The 13101-nt window shown below is 61.1% G+C and carries 14 protein-coding genes and 3 tRNA genes; 8 read left to right on the plus strand and 9 right to left on the minus strand.

Annotated elements, in window-relative coordinates; genetic code table 11:
• Positions 1 to 154 precede the first annotated feature (154 nt).
• From ACQKP1_RS09535 to gloA, 3 genes are all read right to left on the minus strand, one after another.
• A tRNA-Glu gene (locus ACQKP1_RS09535) sits at positions 155 to 229 on the minus strand.
• A 160-nt stretch (positions 230 to 389) separates the two neighbouring features.
• Entirely contained in the window at positions 390 to 1373 is a 984-nt protein-coding gene (locus ACQKP1_RS09540; RefSeq protein WP_427275054.1) for a hypothetical protein, read from the minus strand.
• A gap of 105 nt (positions 1374 to 1478) precedes the next feature.
• Positions 1479 to 1919, minus strand: coding sequence for a lactoylglutathione lyase (gene gloA, locus ACQKP1_RS09545; RefSeq protein WP_076396231.1), 441 nt, complete (start codon positions 1917 to 1919; stop codon positions 1479 to 1481).
• A 182-nt stretch (positions 1920 to 2101) separates the two neighbouring features.
• On the opposite strand from gloA, the gene ACQKP1_RS09550 reads away from it, so the two are divergent.
• From ACQKP1_RS09550 to ACQKP1_RS09575, 6 genes are all read left to right on the plus strand, one after another.
• A complete protein-coding gene (locus ACQKP1_RS09550) occupies positions 2102 to 2680 on the plus strand; it encodes a cold-shock protein (RefSeq protein WP_006728490.1) in 579 nt (192 codons plus the stop codon).
• 13 nt (positions 2681 to 2693) lie between these two features.
• A complete protein-coding gene (locus ACQKP1_RS09555; RefSeq protein ID WP_040300882.1) occupies positions 2694 to 3161 on the plus strand; it encodes a DUF192 domain-containing protein in 468 nt (155 codons plus the stop codon).
• 104 nt (positions 3162 to 3265) lie between these two features.
• Positions 3266 to 3342 (plus strand) — tRNA-Pro (locus ACQKP1_RS09560).
• Positions 3343 to 3426: 84 nt separating this feature from the next.
• Entirely contained in the window at positions 3427 to 3732 is a 306-nt protein-coding gene (locus ACQKP1_RS09565) for an ETC complex I subunit (RefSeq protein WP_069041465.1), read from the plus strand.
• 33 nt (positions 3733 to 3765) lie between these two features.
• Positions 3766 to 3842 (plus strand) — tRNA-Arg (locus ACQKP1_RS09570).
• A gap of 159 nt (positions 3843 to 4001) precedes the next feature.
• Positions 4002 to 4733 carry a nuclease gene (locus ACQKP1_RS09575; RefSeq protein WP_427275055.1) on the plus strand — a complete coding sequence of 244 codons (732 nt, stop codon included), beginning with the start codon at positions 4002 to 4004 and terminating at the stop codon, positions 4731 to 4733.
• An 85-nt stretch (positions 4734 to 4818) separates the two neighbouring features.
• On the opposite strand, the gene ACQKP1_RS09580 is transcribed toward ACQKP1_RS09575, so the two are convergent.
• From ACQKP1_RS09580 to ACQKP1_RS09595, 4 genes are all read right to left on the minus strand, one after another.
• Entirely contained in the window at positions 4819 to 5592 is a 774-nt protein-coding gene (locus ACQKP1_RS09580; RefSeq protein WP_006728486.1) for an amino acid ABC transporter ATP-binding protein, read from the minus strand.
• A 17-nt stretch (positions 5593 to 5609) separates the two neighbouring features.
• On the minus strand, positions 5610 to 6761 hold the full coding sequence (locus ACQKP1_RS09585) for an amino acid ABC transporter permease (RefSeq protein WP_203015856.1): 1152 nt from the start codon (positions 6759 to 6761) through the stop codon (positions 5610 to 5612).
• A 2-nt stretch (positions 6762 to 6763) separates the two neighbouring features.
• The gene (locus tag ACQKP1_RS09590) at positions 6764 to 7957 is read right to left on the minus strand and encodes an amino acid ABC transporter permease (RefSeq protein ID WP_427275056.1); all 1194 of its coding nucleotides are present in this window, start codon (positions 7955 to 7957) and stop codon (positions 6764 to 6766) included.
• A 166-nt stretch (positions 7958 to 8123) separates the two neighbouring features.
• Positions 8124 to 9152, minus strand: a complete 1029-nt coding sequence (locus ACQKP1_RS09595) for an amino acid ABC transporter substrate-binding protein (protein ID WP_427275057.1) — start codon at positions 9150 to 9152, stop codon at positions 8124 to 8126.
• 356 nt (positions 9153 to 9508) lie between these two features.
• Here ACQKP1_RS09595 and ACQKP1_RS09600 point away from each other — a divergent pair, with 356 nt between their 5' ends.
• Positions 9509 to 10699 carry a cystathionine beta-lyase gene (locus tag ACQKP1_RS09600; protein ID WP_427275058.1) on the plus strand — a complete coding sequence of 397 codons (1191 nt, stop codon included), beginning with the start codon at positions 9509 to 9511 and terminating at the stop codon, positions 10697 to 10699.
• A 12-nt stretch (positions 10700 to 10711) separates the two neighbouring features.
• Here ACQKP1_RS09600 and ACQKP1_RS09605 read toward each other — a convergent pair whose 3' ends face one another.
• Positions 10712 to 11875 (minus strand): FAD-dependent monooxygenase, encoded by a 1164-nt coding sequence (locus ACQKP1_RS09605; protein ID WP_427275059.1) that lies wholly within the window; start codon positions 11873 to 11875, stop codon positions 10712 to 10714.
• Positions 11876 to 11904: 29 nt separating this feature from the next.
• Positions 11905 to 12150 carry a zinc-finger domain-containing protein gene (locus ACQKP1_RS09610; RefSeq protein WP_006728480.1) on the minus strand — a complete coding sequence of 82 codons (246 nt, stop codon included), beginning with the start codon at positions 12148 to 12150 and terminating at the stop codon, positions 11905 to 11907.
• A gap of 162 nt (positions 12151 to 12312) precedes the next feature.
• On the opposite strand from ACQKP1_RS09610, the gene ACQKP1_RS09615 reads away from it, so the two are divergent.
• Positions 12313 to 13098, plus strand: a complete 786-nt coding sequence (locus tag ACQKP1_RS09615; RefSeq protein WP_427275060.1) for an alpha/beta fold hydrolase — start codon at positions 12313 to 12315, stop codon at positions 13096 to 13098.
• The last annotated feature ends 3 nt before the right edge of the window (positions 13099 to 13101 follow it).

Below are 13101 nucleotides of genomic sequence, written 5' to 3' on the forward strand. Positions count from 1 at the left end.
CGCCCTTATAGTCAGGCCTCCTGACGACCGCAAGCGGAAATTTGACGATCCCAAGCGGAAAGTTTCGGACGCATGGAGACGTGGAACAGATGGGTCCAGGCAGCACGAGCAGTGCTGCGAATATGTCTGTTATGTCGTGGAAAGAGAAACGAAGTGGCACGCCCTAGGGGAGTCGAACCCCTCTTCCCAGAATGAAAATCTGGTGTCCTAACCGATAGACGAAGGGCGCGTCTGCTTCGTGGCGCCCTTATAGTCAGGCTGTTTGAAGACCGCAAGCGGCATTTTCGCCTTTCATGCAAAAAATGTGACAGGGGCCGCGAAGGCCCCGGAATTTGCGGATAATCCCTGTCTTTGGAAGGACTTGGCGCCCGCGTCGCTTGCCGGCGAAATCAAGGCTCCGCAGTCGCCGGCGATGATTTCTTACCGCCCTTCAAGAGATCCGAAAAGGATGGCAGCCATCCCTTCCTCTTCTTTGCGGCCTCGGCATCCGCCATCAGTTCCTCGGCCGAGAGCGGCTCGGTCGGATCGGCTTCCTCGATGGCACCCATGGCCTGCAACTGATCGGACGTCAGTTGAACCCGATCGGGCACCGACCCGGTGGGCTCGCGTAGCGAAAGCATCTTTCGTTTCGGACGGGGATCGGAGAGTTTCTTCAGCATCGGTTCTTCGCTGCCGACGGCTGCAGTCTCAGTAAGCGGGGCTTGAGCCGCGGCTTCCGCGCGCGCCTGCTCCTCCAGCGCCCGTTGCTGCATCAGCATCTGCTGTTCGGCAGACGGACTGAACAGGCTCTTGCTCACCGCATTGACGCCGAGTGTCGGCATTTCGCTCGGCACGAGGCTGCCGCGCGGTGCGGGTCCACCGACTGAGGCCTGAACGGAGGCTGGCTCGATGGCCTGCACGGCTGCCGTCTGCGGCCTCTGACCGGCAGAAAAGAGGCTGTTGCTCTTCGGCGCGGCATTGGTCGGCTGCATGGTGAGGTCGCCGAGATCGGCGGAGGACTGGGCGGCAGCGGCCTGGCGGGAATCACCTTGTATCGCCTGCTGCTGCAGGGCGAGAACTTCCGGCGGCGGTTCGGCGATGTCGCTATAGGCAGCAGCCATCGGCACCGGCTTGCGCTTCAGGCGCGCGGGATCCGTCTCGTTCTGGGACGGCCTTGACGCCGATGCGTCGGCAACCTGTCCCGAAACGGCACTCACATAGGGATCGCGGAACGCCTTCTTGCCGGCAGACGTGCCGGACGCTTCTTCCGCGGCCGAGGCTTCTCCGAGCGAGAGCACTTCGTCCGCGCTCGTCTGGCAGGAGGCGAGCATCACGCCGCTGACGACGGCCAGAATGCCGAGTGTCGGTCTGCAGGAATGGGAATTGCTGGTCATGGCAGGTCTCCGTCATCGCTCCCATCGGGGAAGCAGGGAGGGCCGCCAAGGCGGCCCTCGTCTGATGCGGAGACTAGGTGCGCAAACTTGCGCGAGGCGGTGGGCTTACCAGGCGCCGGTATTCGGCATCGAGGCCCAGGGCTCGGCAGGCGCCAGGTTTTCGCCCTTCTGCAGGATCTCGATCGAGATGCCATCCGGCGAGCGGACAAAGGCCATGTGGCCGTCGCGCGGCGGACGGTTGATGGTGACGCCATTGTCCATCAGCTTCTGGCAGATCGCATAGATATCGTCGACCTCATAGGCGAGGTGGCCGAAATTGCGGCCGCCCGTATAGTCTTCGGTATCCCAGTTGTAGGTGAGCTCCAGGCAGGGCGACATGTCGGCCTTGGCCTTGTCGAGATCCTTCTCGGCGGTCAGGAAGACCAGCGTGAAGCGGCCCTTCTCGTTTTCATAGCGGCGGATTTCAGTCAGGCCGAAAAGCTCGCAATAGAAGTGCAGGGAAGCCTCGAGATCCTTCACTCGGACCATGGTGTGTAGGTAGCGCATGGGTGTTCTCCTTTGACCCGGACGATATGGAACAGCAGTCAGCTTCGAGCAAGGCTGTGGTGCAAAAGCAATTGGTGAAATGTAAAACTAGGGCTTGCGCAGATCCGTTGACCAAATGTTAATCTGAATCTCAAGAATCAGTTAACTAAGCAATGTGACGCGTTTTCGAGGGGCTTGGGGAAATGGCGGACAGGATATCATCGAAGGGGCTCGGCGAGTTCGAAGAGCTGTCCGGAGAAGCCGTAGACCTGATCGAGATCACCGGCGTCGTCAAATGGTTTGACGTCGCCAAGGGTTTCGGCTTCATCGTTCCCGACAACGGCATGCAGGATGTCCTCCTGCACGTGACCTGCCTGCGCCGTGACGGCTACCAGACCATTCTCGAAGGCACGCGTATTGTGGCGCTCATCCAGAAGCGCGATCGCGGTTACCAGGCCTTCCGCATACTGTCGATGGACCAGTCGACCGCGATCCATCCGTCGCAGATGCCGCCGGTCCGCACCCATGTTCAGGTCACCCCAACCAGCGGGCTTGAGCGCGCTTTGGTCAAGTGGTTCAACCGTACCAAGGGCTTCGGCTTCTTGACCCGCGGCGAGGGCACGGAAGACATCTTCGTGCATATGGAAACCCTTCGCCGGTTCGGCCTGACCGAACTCCGTCCGGGGCAGACAGTGCTCGTGCGCTTCGGACCCGGAGACAAGGGGCTGATGGCGGCGGAAATCCATCCGGACAATCCCGGCCCCGCAGCGCGGGCGCATTGAGCCCGTGGTGCCTATGCCAAATCTTCTCAGAAGCGCCCTTGCGGCGCTTTTGCTGTTTTTCGCTCCTGTCGCTTCGGCCATGAGCGATGTGACCTTCGAACGCGGTCAGCTCGCCTTCGAAACGACGGCTGGCGGCACCATCACGATCGACGTGGAATGGGCCCTGACGGCCGAACAGCGGGCGAGGGGGCTGATGGAACGGCCGCCGCTTCCCGATCGCACCGGCATGTTGTTCGATTTCGGTGATACCCGCATGGTCACGATGTGGATGGCCAACACGCCATCCTCCCTGGACATGATCTTCATCGACGAAACCGGCCGCATCGTTCGCATCGCAGAGCGCACCACGCCCCTGTCCGAATCGATCGTGTCCTCAGGCGAGCCGGTCCGCTATGCCCTCGAGATTCGCGGCGGTCATGCGGCCGAACTCGGGCTCGATACATCCGCACGCCTGGTCTTGCCGCTCGATCTGCCGAAATGACGAAGTCTCCGCTCTCTGCCGCCTGAAAATTCAGTGCCGGTAAAACCGCTTTTTTACTGTTGCGGGGGCAGGGTGAACCGTGTATTCCGGCAACATTGCTGGAACGGAGTGTAGCGCAGCCTGGTAGCGCATCTGGTTTGGGACCAGAGGGTCGGGAGTTCGAATCTCTCCACTCCGACCAGCAATCAAAGGCCGCCGGCTAAGGCGGTCGGGAAGTGTTCGGCAGGCTGCCTTGCCGTTGAAGTCTTGGAGATGGATGAGACCCATGTCTGCAAAGATCTACCGCCCCGCGAAAACCGCCATGCAGTCTGGCAAGGCAAAGACCCATCTCTGGGTCCTGGAATTCGACCAGTCCGCGCCGCGCAAGATCGATCCGATGATGGGTTACACGACCTCCGGAGACACCCGCCAGCAGGTCAAGCTGACCTTCGAAACGCTGGAGCAGGCCGAAGCCTATGCCACTCGCGAAGGCATTGACTATCGCGTGCTTCTGCCGAAGGAAGCCAAGCGCCAGGTCGTCTCCTACACCGACAACTTCCGCTACAATCGTCTGCAGCCCTGGACGCACTGAACCGGCTTTAACCGCTTTCTGCAGTCCTCAGACGGTCCCTTAGCTCAGCTGGATAGAGCAAGTGCCTTCTAAGCACTAGGTCGTAGGTTCGAGCCCTACAGGGATCGCCAAACTCTGCCATCATGTCTGCCGACATCTCAGGCCGCCGAGCATCGATGTCTCCCAGCTCAATTGACCTGTGCAGAAACGAAACAGTGCGACGTTTTTTCATGTCCGCCAACCTTTCGGAAACCCTTGGGCGTCATGATGCCGCTCACGAGAGGTTAACCATGTCCAGTCGCACCGCTTCTTCCCGCCGCGCGCCGGCAAAGCGCCGCAAGTCGAGCCGTTCTTCCGCCGGTCAGGGTATGACATCCTGGCTCGCCATCCTCGCGGTGGTGGCCGGTGGTATCGCGCTCTATGACAACAGGGCCGTCGTCATGAAGCAAGTGTCGCCTTTGCTGTCGAAGGAGCGATCCGTCGCGGCAAACCCGAAGCCGAAATCGGATAGCAGCCGAGAAAAGCAGCCCCAGCCCCAGTCCAAGACGCAAGCGGCCACCGCAAAGGCACCCGTGCCGCCGGCCGCGGTCGGTGTCGTCAAGGCGGCCGTGCCTCCGGTACGTCCAGCCACGGGCGCGACCGAGACGGCTCAGCTGACGGGCGAGAATTTCTCCGGCAAATTCTATTTCTGCGGCACGTCCGGTCTCGACAACTGCGTCATGAGCGGTGACACCTTCTGGTATCGCAAGACAAAGATCGTGCTGGCGGATATTGCCGCCCCACGCACCGATGGTGCCGCTTGCCAGCAGGAGCGCGACCGTGGCTTCGCAGCCAAGGTCCGGCTCAAGGACCTCCTGAGTTCCGGCCGATTCGATCTGGAGACGCTGAAGGTGCAATCAGCTGGCGCTGCACCCGGAGTGATGCGGGTGGCGACCCGCGACGGTCGCTCGCTGGGCTCCATCCTGGTCTCGGAAGGTCTGGCCAAGCCGCGCATGGCCCGTCAGCAGAGCTGGTGCCCCTGACGGGAGATAGATAACTTTCCCTCAATGCAGAAGAGCCCGCCACGGTGTCGCGGCGGGCTCTCGTGTTTCGTGTCTGAACGGCAGCTCAGTGCAGGATCTGGCTGAGGAACAGCCGGGTGCGCTCGTGCTGCGGATTATCGAAAAACTCGGCGGGCGAGTTCTGCTCGACGATCTGGCCCTGGTCCATGAAGATCACGCGGTCGGCAACCTGACGGGCAAAGCCCATTTCATGGGTGACGCAGATCATGGTCATGCCTTCTTCGGCAAGGCCGACCATGGTATCGAGCACTTCCTTGACCATTTCCGGGTCGAGCGCCGAGGTCGGCTCGTCGAACAGCATGATCTTCGGCTTCATGCACAGCGCGCGCGCAATCGCCACGCGCTGCTGCTGACCACCGGACAGCTGGCCCGGATACTTGTTGGCCTGTTCCGGGATCTTGACGCGCTTCAGGAAGTGCATCGCCACTTCCTCCGCATCCTTCTTTGGCATCTTGCGCACCCAGATCGGTGCCAGCGTGCAGTTTTCGAGGATGGTCAGATGCGGGAACAGATTGAAGTGCTGGAACACCATGCCGACTTCACGGCGCACTTCGTCGATCTTCTTCAGGTCGTTGGTCAGTTCGATATTGTCGACGATGATATTGCCCGTCTGGTGTTCTTCCAGTCGGTTGATGCAGCGGATCATCGTGGACTTGCCGGAGCCTGACGGGCCGGCGACGACGATGCGTTCGCCTTTCATCACCTTGAGGTTGATGTCTCGCAGCACGTGGAAATCCCCGTACCACTTGTTCATGTTGATCAGTTCGACCGCCACATCGGTGCCCGACGCGGTCTTTTTTGCGGAGTTGGCTTCAGCCATTGTTGTTCCCCTTGTCTTTATCGCTTGTGGCCGGTGTCGAGGTGCCGCTCCATGAAGGCGGAATAGCGCGACATGCCGAAGCAGAATATCCAGAATACGAAGCCTGCGAAGATCAGACCCGTGAGCGGTGTCACAGGTGTGGCCCAGGTGGCATCGGTGAAGTTTAGACGGACGATGCCGAGGAGGTCGAACATGCCGATGATCGACACGAGCGAGGTATCCTTGAACAGACCGATGAAGGTGTTGACGATGCCCGGAATGACCAGCTTGACCGCCTGAGGCAGGATGATCAGGCGGGTCTTCTGCCAATAGGAGAGGCCGAGCGAGTCTGCGCCCTCATACTGACCTTTCGGGATCGCCTGCAGGCCGCCGCGCACGACTTCCGCCATATAGGCAGAGGCAAACAGCGACACGCCGACCAGCGCGCGTAGGAAGTTGTCGATGGTCCAGCCCGTCGGCATAAAGAGCGGCAACATCACATTGGCCATGAACAGCACGGTGATCAGCGGCACGCCGCGAACGACTTCGATGAAGACAACGCAGATCATCTTGATGACAGGCATGTCCGAACGGCGTCCGAGTGCCAGCAGGATGCCGAGCGGTAGCGAGACGGCGATGCCGACGAAGGACAGGATCAGCGTCACCATCAGGCCGCCCCAGAGCGGGGTTTCAACCACTCGCAGGCCGAAGCCGCCATGCAGCAGGAAGAAGGCCACGATCGGGAAGATGATGAACAGCAGAAGGGCGTTGAGGCCCTTTCGCGGCGCCTTCGGGATCAGCATCGGTATCAGAAGGGCCACGAACATCACGCCGACGAGAATGACGCGCCAGCGTTCGTCGAGCGGGTAGCGCCCGAAGATGAACTGCGAGAAGCGGCTCTCGACAAAGGCCCAGCAGGCACCTTTCCAGCCGTCAGGCTGGGTGCCGCCCTGGGCGATCGTCGCGCAGACCGAGCGATCGGTGCCGAACCACGCAGCGTCGAAGAACAGGAAGTTCAGGGCGCCGGGCAGGGTAAGAGCCAGAACGGCAAGCCCGATGATGGTCAGGACGACATCCTTCGGGGTTGCCAGAAGATTCTTTCGAATCCAGCCCACGACGCTCGCTTCCGAGGTCGGCGGGGGCAGAGGGGCCAGCATTTCCTGGCGGACATAAGTATGTTCATACGCCATGATCAACGCTCCACCAGGGCCATTCTTGCATTGAACCAGTTCATGAAGAGCGAGGTCACAATGCTGATGGAGAGATAGACCACGAGCCAGATCGACACGATCTCGATGGCCTGGCCGGTCTGGTTGAGGGTGGTTCCGCCCGTCGAGACCAGTTCGGGGAAGCCGACGGCGACACCGAGAGACGAGTTCTTCGTCAGGTTGAGATACTGGCTGGTGAGCGGCGGAATGATGATGCGCATCGCCTGCGGTACCACCACGAGACGCGTCGTGGTCGACGGCTGCAGGCCAAGCGCGGACGCAGCCTCGGTCTGCCCTTTCGAGACGCCCTTGATACCGGCCCGGATGATTTCCGCGATGAAGGCCGCCGTGTAGAAGGACAGCGCGAGATAGAGCGCAACGAATTCCGGTGCGATGACGGCGCCGCCGGACATGTTAAAGCGGCTTGCGACCGGATAATCGAAGGTCAACGGCGAGCCGGCCGCCAAAAAGGCGACAACGGGCAGGCCGACGATCAGGCCGAGGCCGACCCAACCGCTCGGGAAGATCTGCCCGGTCCGCATCTGCCGTGCCTTGGCGAAGCGTGCGATGACGATGGCCAGCACGATGCCGACGAGCAAGGCGATCGGGATCACGCTTGCCCCGTCACCCCAGATCGGCTTCGGGAAGGCGAGACCACGATTGTTGAGGAAGGTCGAGAACGGCAATTCGAGCGAGTCACGTGGCTGCGGCAGGGTCGCAAGCACGCCCGAATACCAGAAAAAGATCACGAGCAGCGGCGGCAGGTTGCGGAAGGCTTCCACATAGACGGTGCAGAGCTTGGCAATCAGCCAGTTCCGCGACAGGCGGCCGATACCGATGAGAAAGCCGATCACGGTCGCTGTGACGATACCGGTTGCAGCGACCAGCAGAGTGTTCAGCAGGCCAACCAGGATGGCGCGTCCATAGGTCGAGTCTGCACTGTAGTCGATGAGGCTCTGCCCGATATCGAATCCGGCGCGGCCATTCAAGAAGCCGTAGCCCGTTGCAGTGTTGCTACGGGCAAGGTTTGCGATGGTGTTGTTTGCAATGGTCCAGACGATAAACGTCATGACGGCGATCGTAGCGATCTGAAAGAAGATCGATCTTACTTTCGGATCGTAGATCAGCGAGCCAAAGCTCCGCCCTTCGGCGGGCAAACTGGTGGCGTGATCTGTCATGCTGTGCCAAATCCCCGAGGCTTCTGTGAGCCCTCAATGTTATTGTTTTTCGAGACAGCCGGCATTCTCTGATGTCGCCGCTGACCGCAGCGCGCGTGCCGGTCTGAACACGTAGTCCCGATAAGCGCGAGGCGGCTTTCGCCGCCTCGCAAAGTCCAGCCTGATCTTAGCGGATCGGCGGTGCGTACTGCAGGCCACCGTTGGTCCACAGGGCGTTCACGCCGCGCTCGATCTTGAGCGGGGTGCTGGCGCCGATGTTGCGCTCAAAGACTTCGCCGTAGTTACCGACGCCCTTGATGATGTTGTAGGCCCAGTCATTGGAGAGGCCGAGGTCGGTACCGATCTTGGAGTCAGCTTCGGCGCCCAGGAAACGGCGGATGTCTGGGTTGGTCGTCGAAGACTTGATCTCGTCGACATTGGCCTGGGTGATGCCGAATTCTTCAGCCTGTACCAGAGCGTAGTGAGTCCACGAAACGATGTCGAACCACTGGTCGTCACCCTGGCGAACGGCCGGGCCAAGCGGCTCCTTCGAGATGATTTCCGGCAGAACGATGTGATCGTCCGGGTTGGTCAGCGTCAGGCGGATCGAATAGAGACCCGACTGGTCGGTCGTGTAGACGTCGCAACGACCGGCTGCGTAGGCTGCGTTCACTTCTTCAAGCTTTTCGAAGACAACCGGCCTATATTCGAGGTTGTTGGCCCGGAAGTAGTCTGCGAGGTTCAGTTCGGTTGTCGTGCCCGACTGAACGCAGACGGCGGCGCCCGAGAGCTCGAGAGCGGAGCTTACGTTAAGGCCCTTGGTGACCATGAAGCCCTGGCCGTCATAGTAGTTGACGGTGCGGAAGTTGAAGCCGAGCGCGGTGTCGCGGCTGATGGTCCAGGTGGTGTTGCGTGCGAGCATGTCGACTTCGCCAGACTGCAGTGCCGTGAAACGGCTCTGGGCGGTGGTCGGCGTGTATCTGACTTTGGTCGCATCACCAAAAACGGCGGCAGCGACGGCCTTGCAGTAATCGACGTCGAAGCCGGTCCAGTTGCCGGCAGCATCCGGCGAAGCGAAGCCGGCAAGACCCGTGTTCACGCCGCACTGGACGAAACCCTTGGCCTTTACGTCGTCAAGCGTCGCGGCGGAAGCTGCGGACGCGCCAAAACCCAGGACCGCAGCGCCGATGGCAGCTGACAGGAACTTGTTGTTCATTTTTCCCAACCTTTTTTCTCTTGTTGTATGCCAGCGACGGCCACCAGCCGAATTCAGCAGCGTACGTCGGTTCGCAGCCTCCCGGTGCGAACCTTCACATTCCATTCGTAAATTCAGGCAGGGTCAAGTCTTTATGCCGCAGAACGGCCACAAAAGCGCTAATTTGCCAAATTCGCCCTCCAAATAGGCAAAAATGTGTGGTTTTTAGCCTGAAGTGATGAAAATCTCATCTTTTTGACTGTTCTGATATGCTCGAACTGCAAGACTTGCGCCGCGGATCACAGAATTGTGCAACTTGACCGCCCCGCAAGGAGGCGCGAAAACCACGGCATCCGAGCCTGAGGAATCGTCAATCCATGAGCAAATCCAAAGACTGGCTGGCATCTGCCGGCACCGACACGAAACTGTGCCATATCGGCTATGATCCGGCCGATTACCACGGCTTCGTCAATCCACCGGTGGTGCATGCCTCCACGGTCCTCTTTCCGAATGCGCGGGCCATGGAAACGCGCACGCAGCCCTACACCTATGGTACGCGAGGCACGCCGACGACGGACGCTCTGTGCAGGGCGATCGATGAACTGGAAGGGTCTGCCGGAACCATCCTCGTGCCGTCGGGCCTTGCCGCGATCACGGTTCCCTTTCTTGCCTTTCTCTCGGCGGGCGATCACGCGCTGATCGTCGATTCCGTCTATTCGCCCTGCCGCCATTTCTGCGACACGATGCTGACGCGCCTCGGTGTCGAGGTGGAGTATTACGATCCCGAGATCGGATCGGAAATCGAACGTCTTATCCGCCCGAACACCAAGCTTGTGCACACCGAAGCGCCGGGCTCCAACACCATGGAAATGCAGGATATCAGGGCGATTTCCGACGCGGCGCACAAGCACGGCTGTGTCGTCACGATCGACAACACCTGGGCGACGCCGCTCTATTTCCGCGCCCTGGATTTTGGTGCCGACATCTCCATCCACGCCGCCACGAAATATCCGTCGGGCCATTCCGATATCCTGATGGGGACAGTCTCGGCCAATGCCAAGCACTGGCCTGTGCTGAAGGAAGCGAATATCACGCTCGGCATCTGCGGCGCTCCTGACGACAGCTATCAGATCCTGCGCGGCCTGCGCACGATGGGTCTGCGTCTGGAGCACCATTACACGAGTGCGCTATCGGTCGCCCGCTGGCTGGAAGCACGCAGTGACGTCGACCGGGTCCTGCATCCGGCGCTCGAAAGCTTTCCCGGCCACGCCATCTGGAAACGGGATTTTAAGGGCGCGAGTGGCGTCTTCTCCTTCGTCCTTCCGGCAGCCTCCAGGGACAAGATCAAGTCCAAGGCGCATGCCTTCCTCGACGCCTTGCAGCTTTTCGGCCTCGGCTGGTCCTGGGGTGGCTACGAGAGCCTCGCGGTTCTGGTCAATCTCGAAGACCGCAAGATCCGTAAGGGGCCGACCGACGGCGCGGTGATCAGGCTTCAGATCGGCCTGGAGAATGTCGAGGATATCTACGCTGATCTCGAGCGCGGATTTGCAGCGGCAGCCGCAGTCTGACGACGAAATCGCTCAGCCGTCGATCCGGTGGCCGTAGAGCCAGTCCAGGTCGGCGGCGAGTGTCTCGGGTGAGCGCAGCGACAACACGATGTCGCGCCCGAGGCGAAAAGGACCACGTGCATGGTAGGCGAAGCGGTTGAAGTCGCCGCGGGCCTTGACCCGCGCGGCGCGTGCCTTGCGTTCGGTCGTGAAGGTAGCAACAGCCGAGGGCAGGGGGGCCCGCGCGACATGGGCCGCCAGCGCAAATGCATCCTCGATGGCCATGGCTGCACCCTGTGCGGAAAAAGGCATCATCGCATGCGCCGCATCCCCGATCAGGATCGTATCGCGCCCATTGTGCCAGTTGCCCTCGGAGGCCTGATAGAGTGGCCAAAAGGTGGGGCGCTCCGCGCCGGCCAGAATGGTTCTGATGTCACGATGCCAGCCCGAAAACTGTTCGAGCAGCATGGCGCGCCGCGCCGCATCCGCATCGATCGCCCAGCTCTCGTCGCTCCTCGTTCCGGCAGCAATGGCAACCAGGTTGAAGCCCTCTATCTCGTTCAATGGATAGCTGACGAGATGCGCCTTGGCGCCGAGATAGGCGGTCACACCCGTTCGGGACAGAAAGCCCGGCGCAGCAGCCTGGCTGACGGTGAAGCGCCAGGCGATGTTGCCGGAAAAACTGACGCTCGGCGCACCGACGATCGCATCGCGGGCGACTGACCAGGCGCCATCGGCGCCGATGACCAGATCAGGTTTGCGATGGGTGATCGAGGCGAGGGCATCGCCCCCAACGCCCTGTATTCGATGGCCGAGATGCAGCCGGCAGAGCGGTTGGTTGAGCACAGCCCGCAGAAGTCCTTGCTGAAGGGTCGAACGATGCAGAACGCCGTAAGGATGACCCCAGCGCTTCCTGGCGAATTGACCGGCGGGTACCGATGCCAGTGGGCGCAGGTCCCTGCCTGAAACCAGGCTGATTGCCGTCGGCTCCACCCAGTGACGCTCGAGTTCGGGGAGTACGCCAAGCGCGTCGAGGACGCGCGTCGCATTGGGCGACAGCTGCAGCCCGGCGCCGACTTCTCCGAGTTGCGGCGCCTGCTCGATGATATCGGAGGAAATGCCCTTGGCGGCGAGCGACAGGGCAGCAGTCAGCCCCGCCACCCCGGCTCCGACGATGGCGGCGTGCTTGATGGACATGGATATCGATGCCGATCGTGACGCCGCGGTCACGCCGCCTTGATGTGGAAGACGCAGCCTGGCGGGTTGGTCTGTTCAGCCTTCAGGCTCGGATTGTAGCGGTAGAGCGTCGAGCAGTAGGAGCAGACCTTTTCGTTGTCATGTCCCATGTCGATAAAGATGTGCGGATGGTCGAAGGGCACGGACGCGCCGGTGCACATGAATTCCTTCACGCCGACTTCGATCACGCGGTGACCGCCGTCGTTCTGAAAATGGGGAATGGTGTGGCCGGCCATGACTTGCTCCGAATGCTGTGCGAATTTGCGCGGACATTAGCGCCGTCGTCGCCAAATGTGTAGAGCCGGCGGAGCGCAAAAGTCACAGAAAATCTGCCTGCGGCAATTGATGTCATCGTCCCGATGGCTATGTTGCCCGCCCGTGCACACAAGGACTGATCGATGAATCTCGACGCGCCGCCGTTTTCCTCCTTCCGCAACGATGGCCTCGACCTCGCCTATTTCGACGATGGTGATCCGGCCGGCGACCCGGTGCTGCTGATTCATGGCTTTGCATCCTCGGCAAGCGTCAACTGGGTCTATCCCGGCTGGCTGCGCACGCTGGGCGATGCCGGCTATCGGGTGATCGGCATCGACAATCGCGGCCATGGCGGAAGTGCCAAGCCGCATGATCCGGAAGCCTATCACCCGACCGCGATGGCGGCTGATGCTGCCGCTTTGCTCAGCCATCTCGGGATCCCCGATGCCCATGTCATGGGCTATTCGATGGGGGCCCGAATTTCGGCCTTTCTGGCGATCGAACATCCCGATCGCGTCCGCTCGCTGGTCTTCGGCGGGCTTGGCATCGGCATGTGTGACGGTGTGGGCGACTGGGATCCGATCGCCGATGCGCTGCTTGCGCCCTCGCTCGATGACGTGTCCCACGAGCGGGGCCGGATGTTCCGCGCCTTCGCCGACCAGACGAAGTCAGACCGTCTGGCGCTTGCCGCCTGCATTCGTACCTCGCGCGACCTGGTGCGCCGGGAGGATATTGCCAGGGTCGAGATCCCGACCCTGATTGGCGTGGGTACCAAGGATGACATTGCCGGATCCCCGCATGAACTGGCCGAACTCATGCCGCGGGCCGTGGCGCTCGATATCCCCAATCGTGACCACATGCTGGCGGTTGGCGACCGCGTGTTCAAGAAGGCGGCCCTCGACTTCTATATGGAGCTGGCGGCTGGCTGACGC

The sequence above is a fragment of the Allorhizobium sp. NPDC080224 genome (assembly GCF_050281005.1).
Lineage (GTDB): Bacteria > Pseudomonadota > Alphaproteobacteria > Rhizobiales > Rhizobiaceae > Allorhizobium.

Excerpts from the sequence above, each read along its gene's own strand:
- ACQKP1_RS09540 (WP_427275054.1), bottom strand. The coding sequence starts at position 1,373 with ATGACCAGCAATTCCCATTCCTGCAGACCGACACTCGGCATTCTGGCC.
- gloA (WP_076396231.1), bottom strand. The coding sequence starts at position 1,919 with ATGCGCTACCTACACACCATGGTCCGAGTGAAGGATCTCGAGGCTTCC.
- ACQKP1_RS09550 (WP_006728490.1), top strand. The coding sequence starts at position 2,102 with ATGGCGGACAGGATATCATCGAAGGGGCTCGGCGAGTTCGAAGAGCTG.
- ACQKP1_RS09555 (WP_040300882.1), top strand. The coding sequence starts at position 2,694 with ATGCCAAATCTTCTCAGAAGCGCCCTTGCGGCGCTTTTGCTGTTTTTC.
- ACQKP1_RS09565 (WP_069041465.1), top strand. The coding sequence starts at position 3,427 with ATGTCTGCAAAGATCTACCGCCCCGCGAAAACCGCCATGCAGTCTGGC.
- ACQKP1_RS09575 (WP_427275055.1), top strand. The coding sequence starts at position 4,002 with ATGTCCAGTCGCACCGCTTCTTCCCGCCGCGCGCCGGCAAAGCGCCGC.
- ACQKP1_RS09580 (WP_006728486.1), bottom strand. The coding sequence starts at position 5,592 with ATGGCTGAAGCCAACTCCGCAAAAAAGACCGCGTCGGGCACCGATGTG.
- ACQKP1_RS09585 (WP_203015856.1), bottom strand. The coding sequence starts at position 6,761 with ATGGCGTATGAACATACTTATGTCCGCCAGGAAATGCTGGCCCCTCTG.
- ACQKP1_RS09590 (WP_427275056.1), bottom strand. The coding sequence starts at position 7,957 with ATGACAGATCACGCCACCAGTTTGCCCGCCGAAGGGCGGAGCTTTGGC.
- ACQKP1_RS09595 (WP_427275057.1), bottom strand. The coding sequence starts at position 9,152 with ATGAACAACAAGTTCCTGTCAGCTGCCATCGGCGCTGCGGTCCTGGGT.
- ACQKP1_RS09600 (WP_427275058.1), top strand. The coding sequence starts at position 9,509 with ATGAGCAAATCCAAAGACTGGCTGGCATCTGCCGGCACCGACACGAAA.
- ACQKP1_RS09605 (WP_427275059.1), bottom strand. The coding sequence starts at position 11,875 with ATGTCCATCAAGCACGCCGCCATCGTCGGAGCCGGGGTGGCGGGGCTG.
- ACQKP1_RS09610 (WP_006728480.1), bottom strand. The coding sequence starts at position 12,150 with ATGGCCGGCCACACCATTCCCCATTTTCAGAACGACGGCGGTCACCGC.
- ACQKP1_RS09615 (WP_427275060.1), top strand. The coding sequence starts at position 12,313 with ATGAATCTCGACGCGCCGCCGTTTTCCTCCTTCCGCAACGATGGCCTC.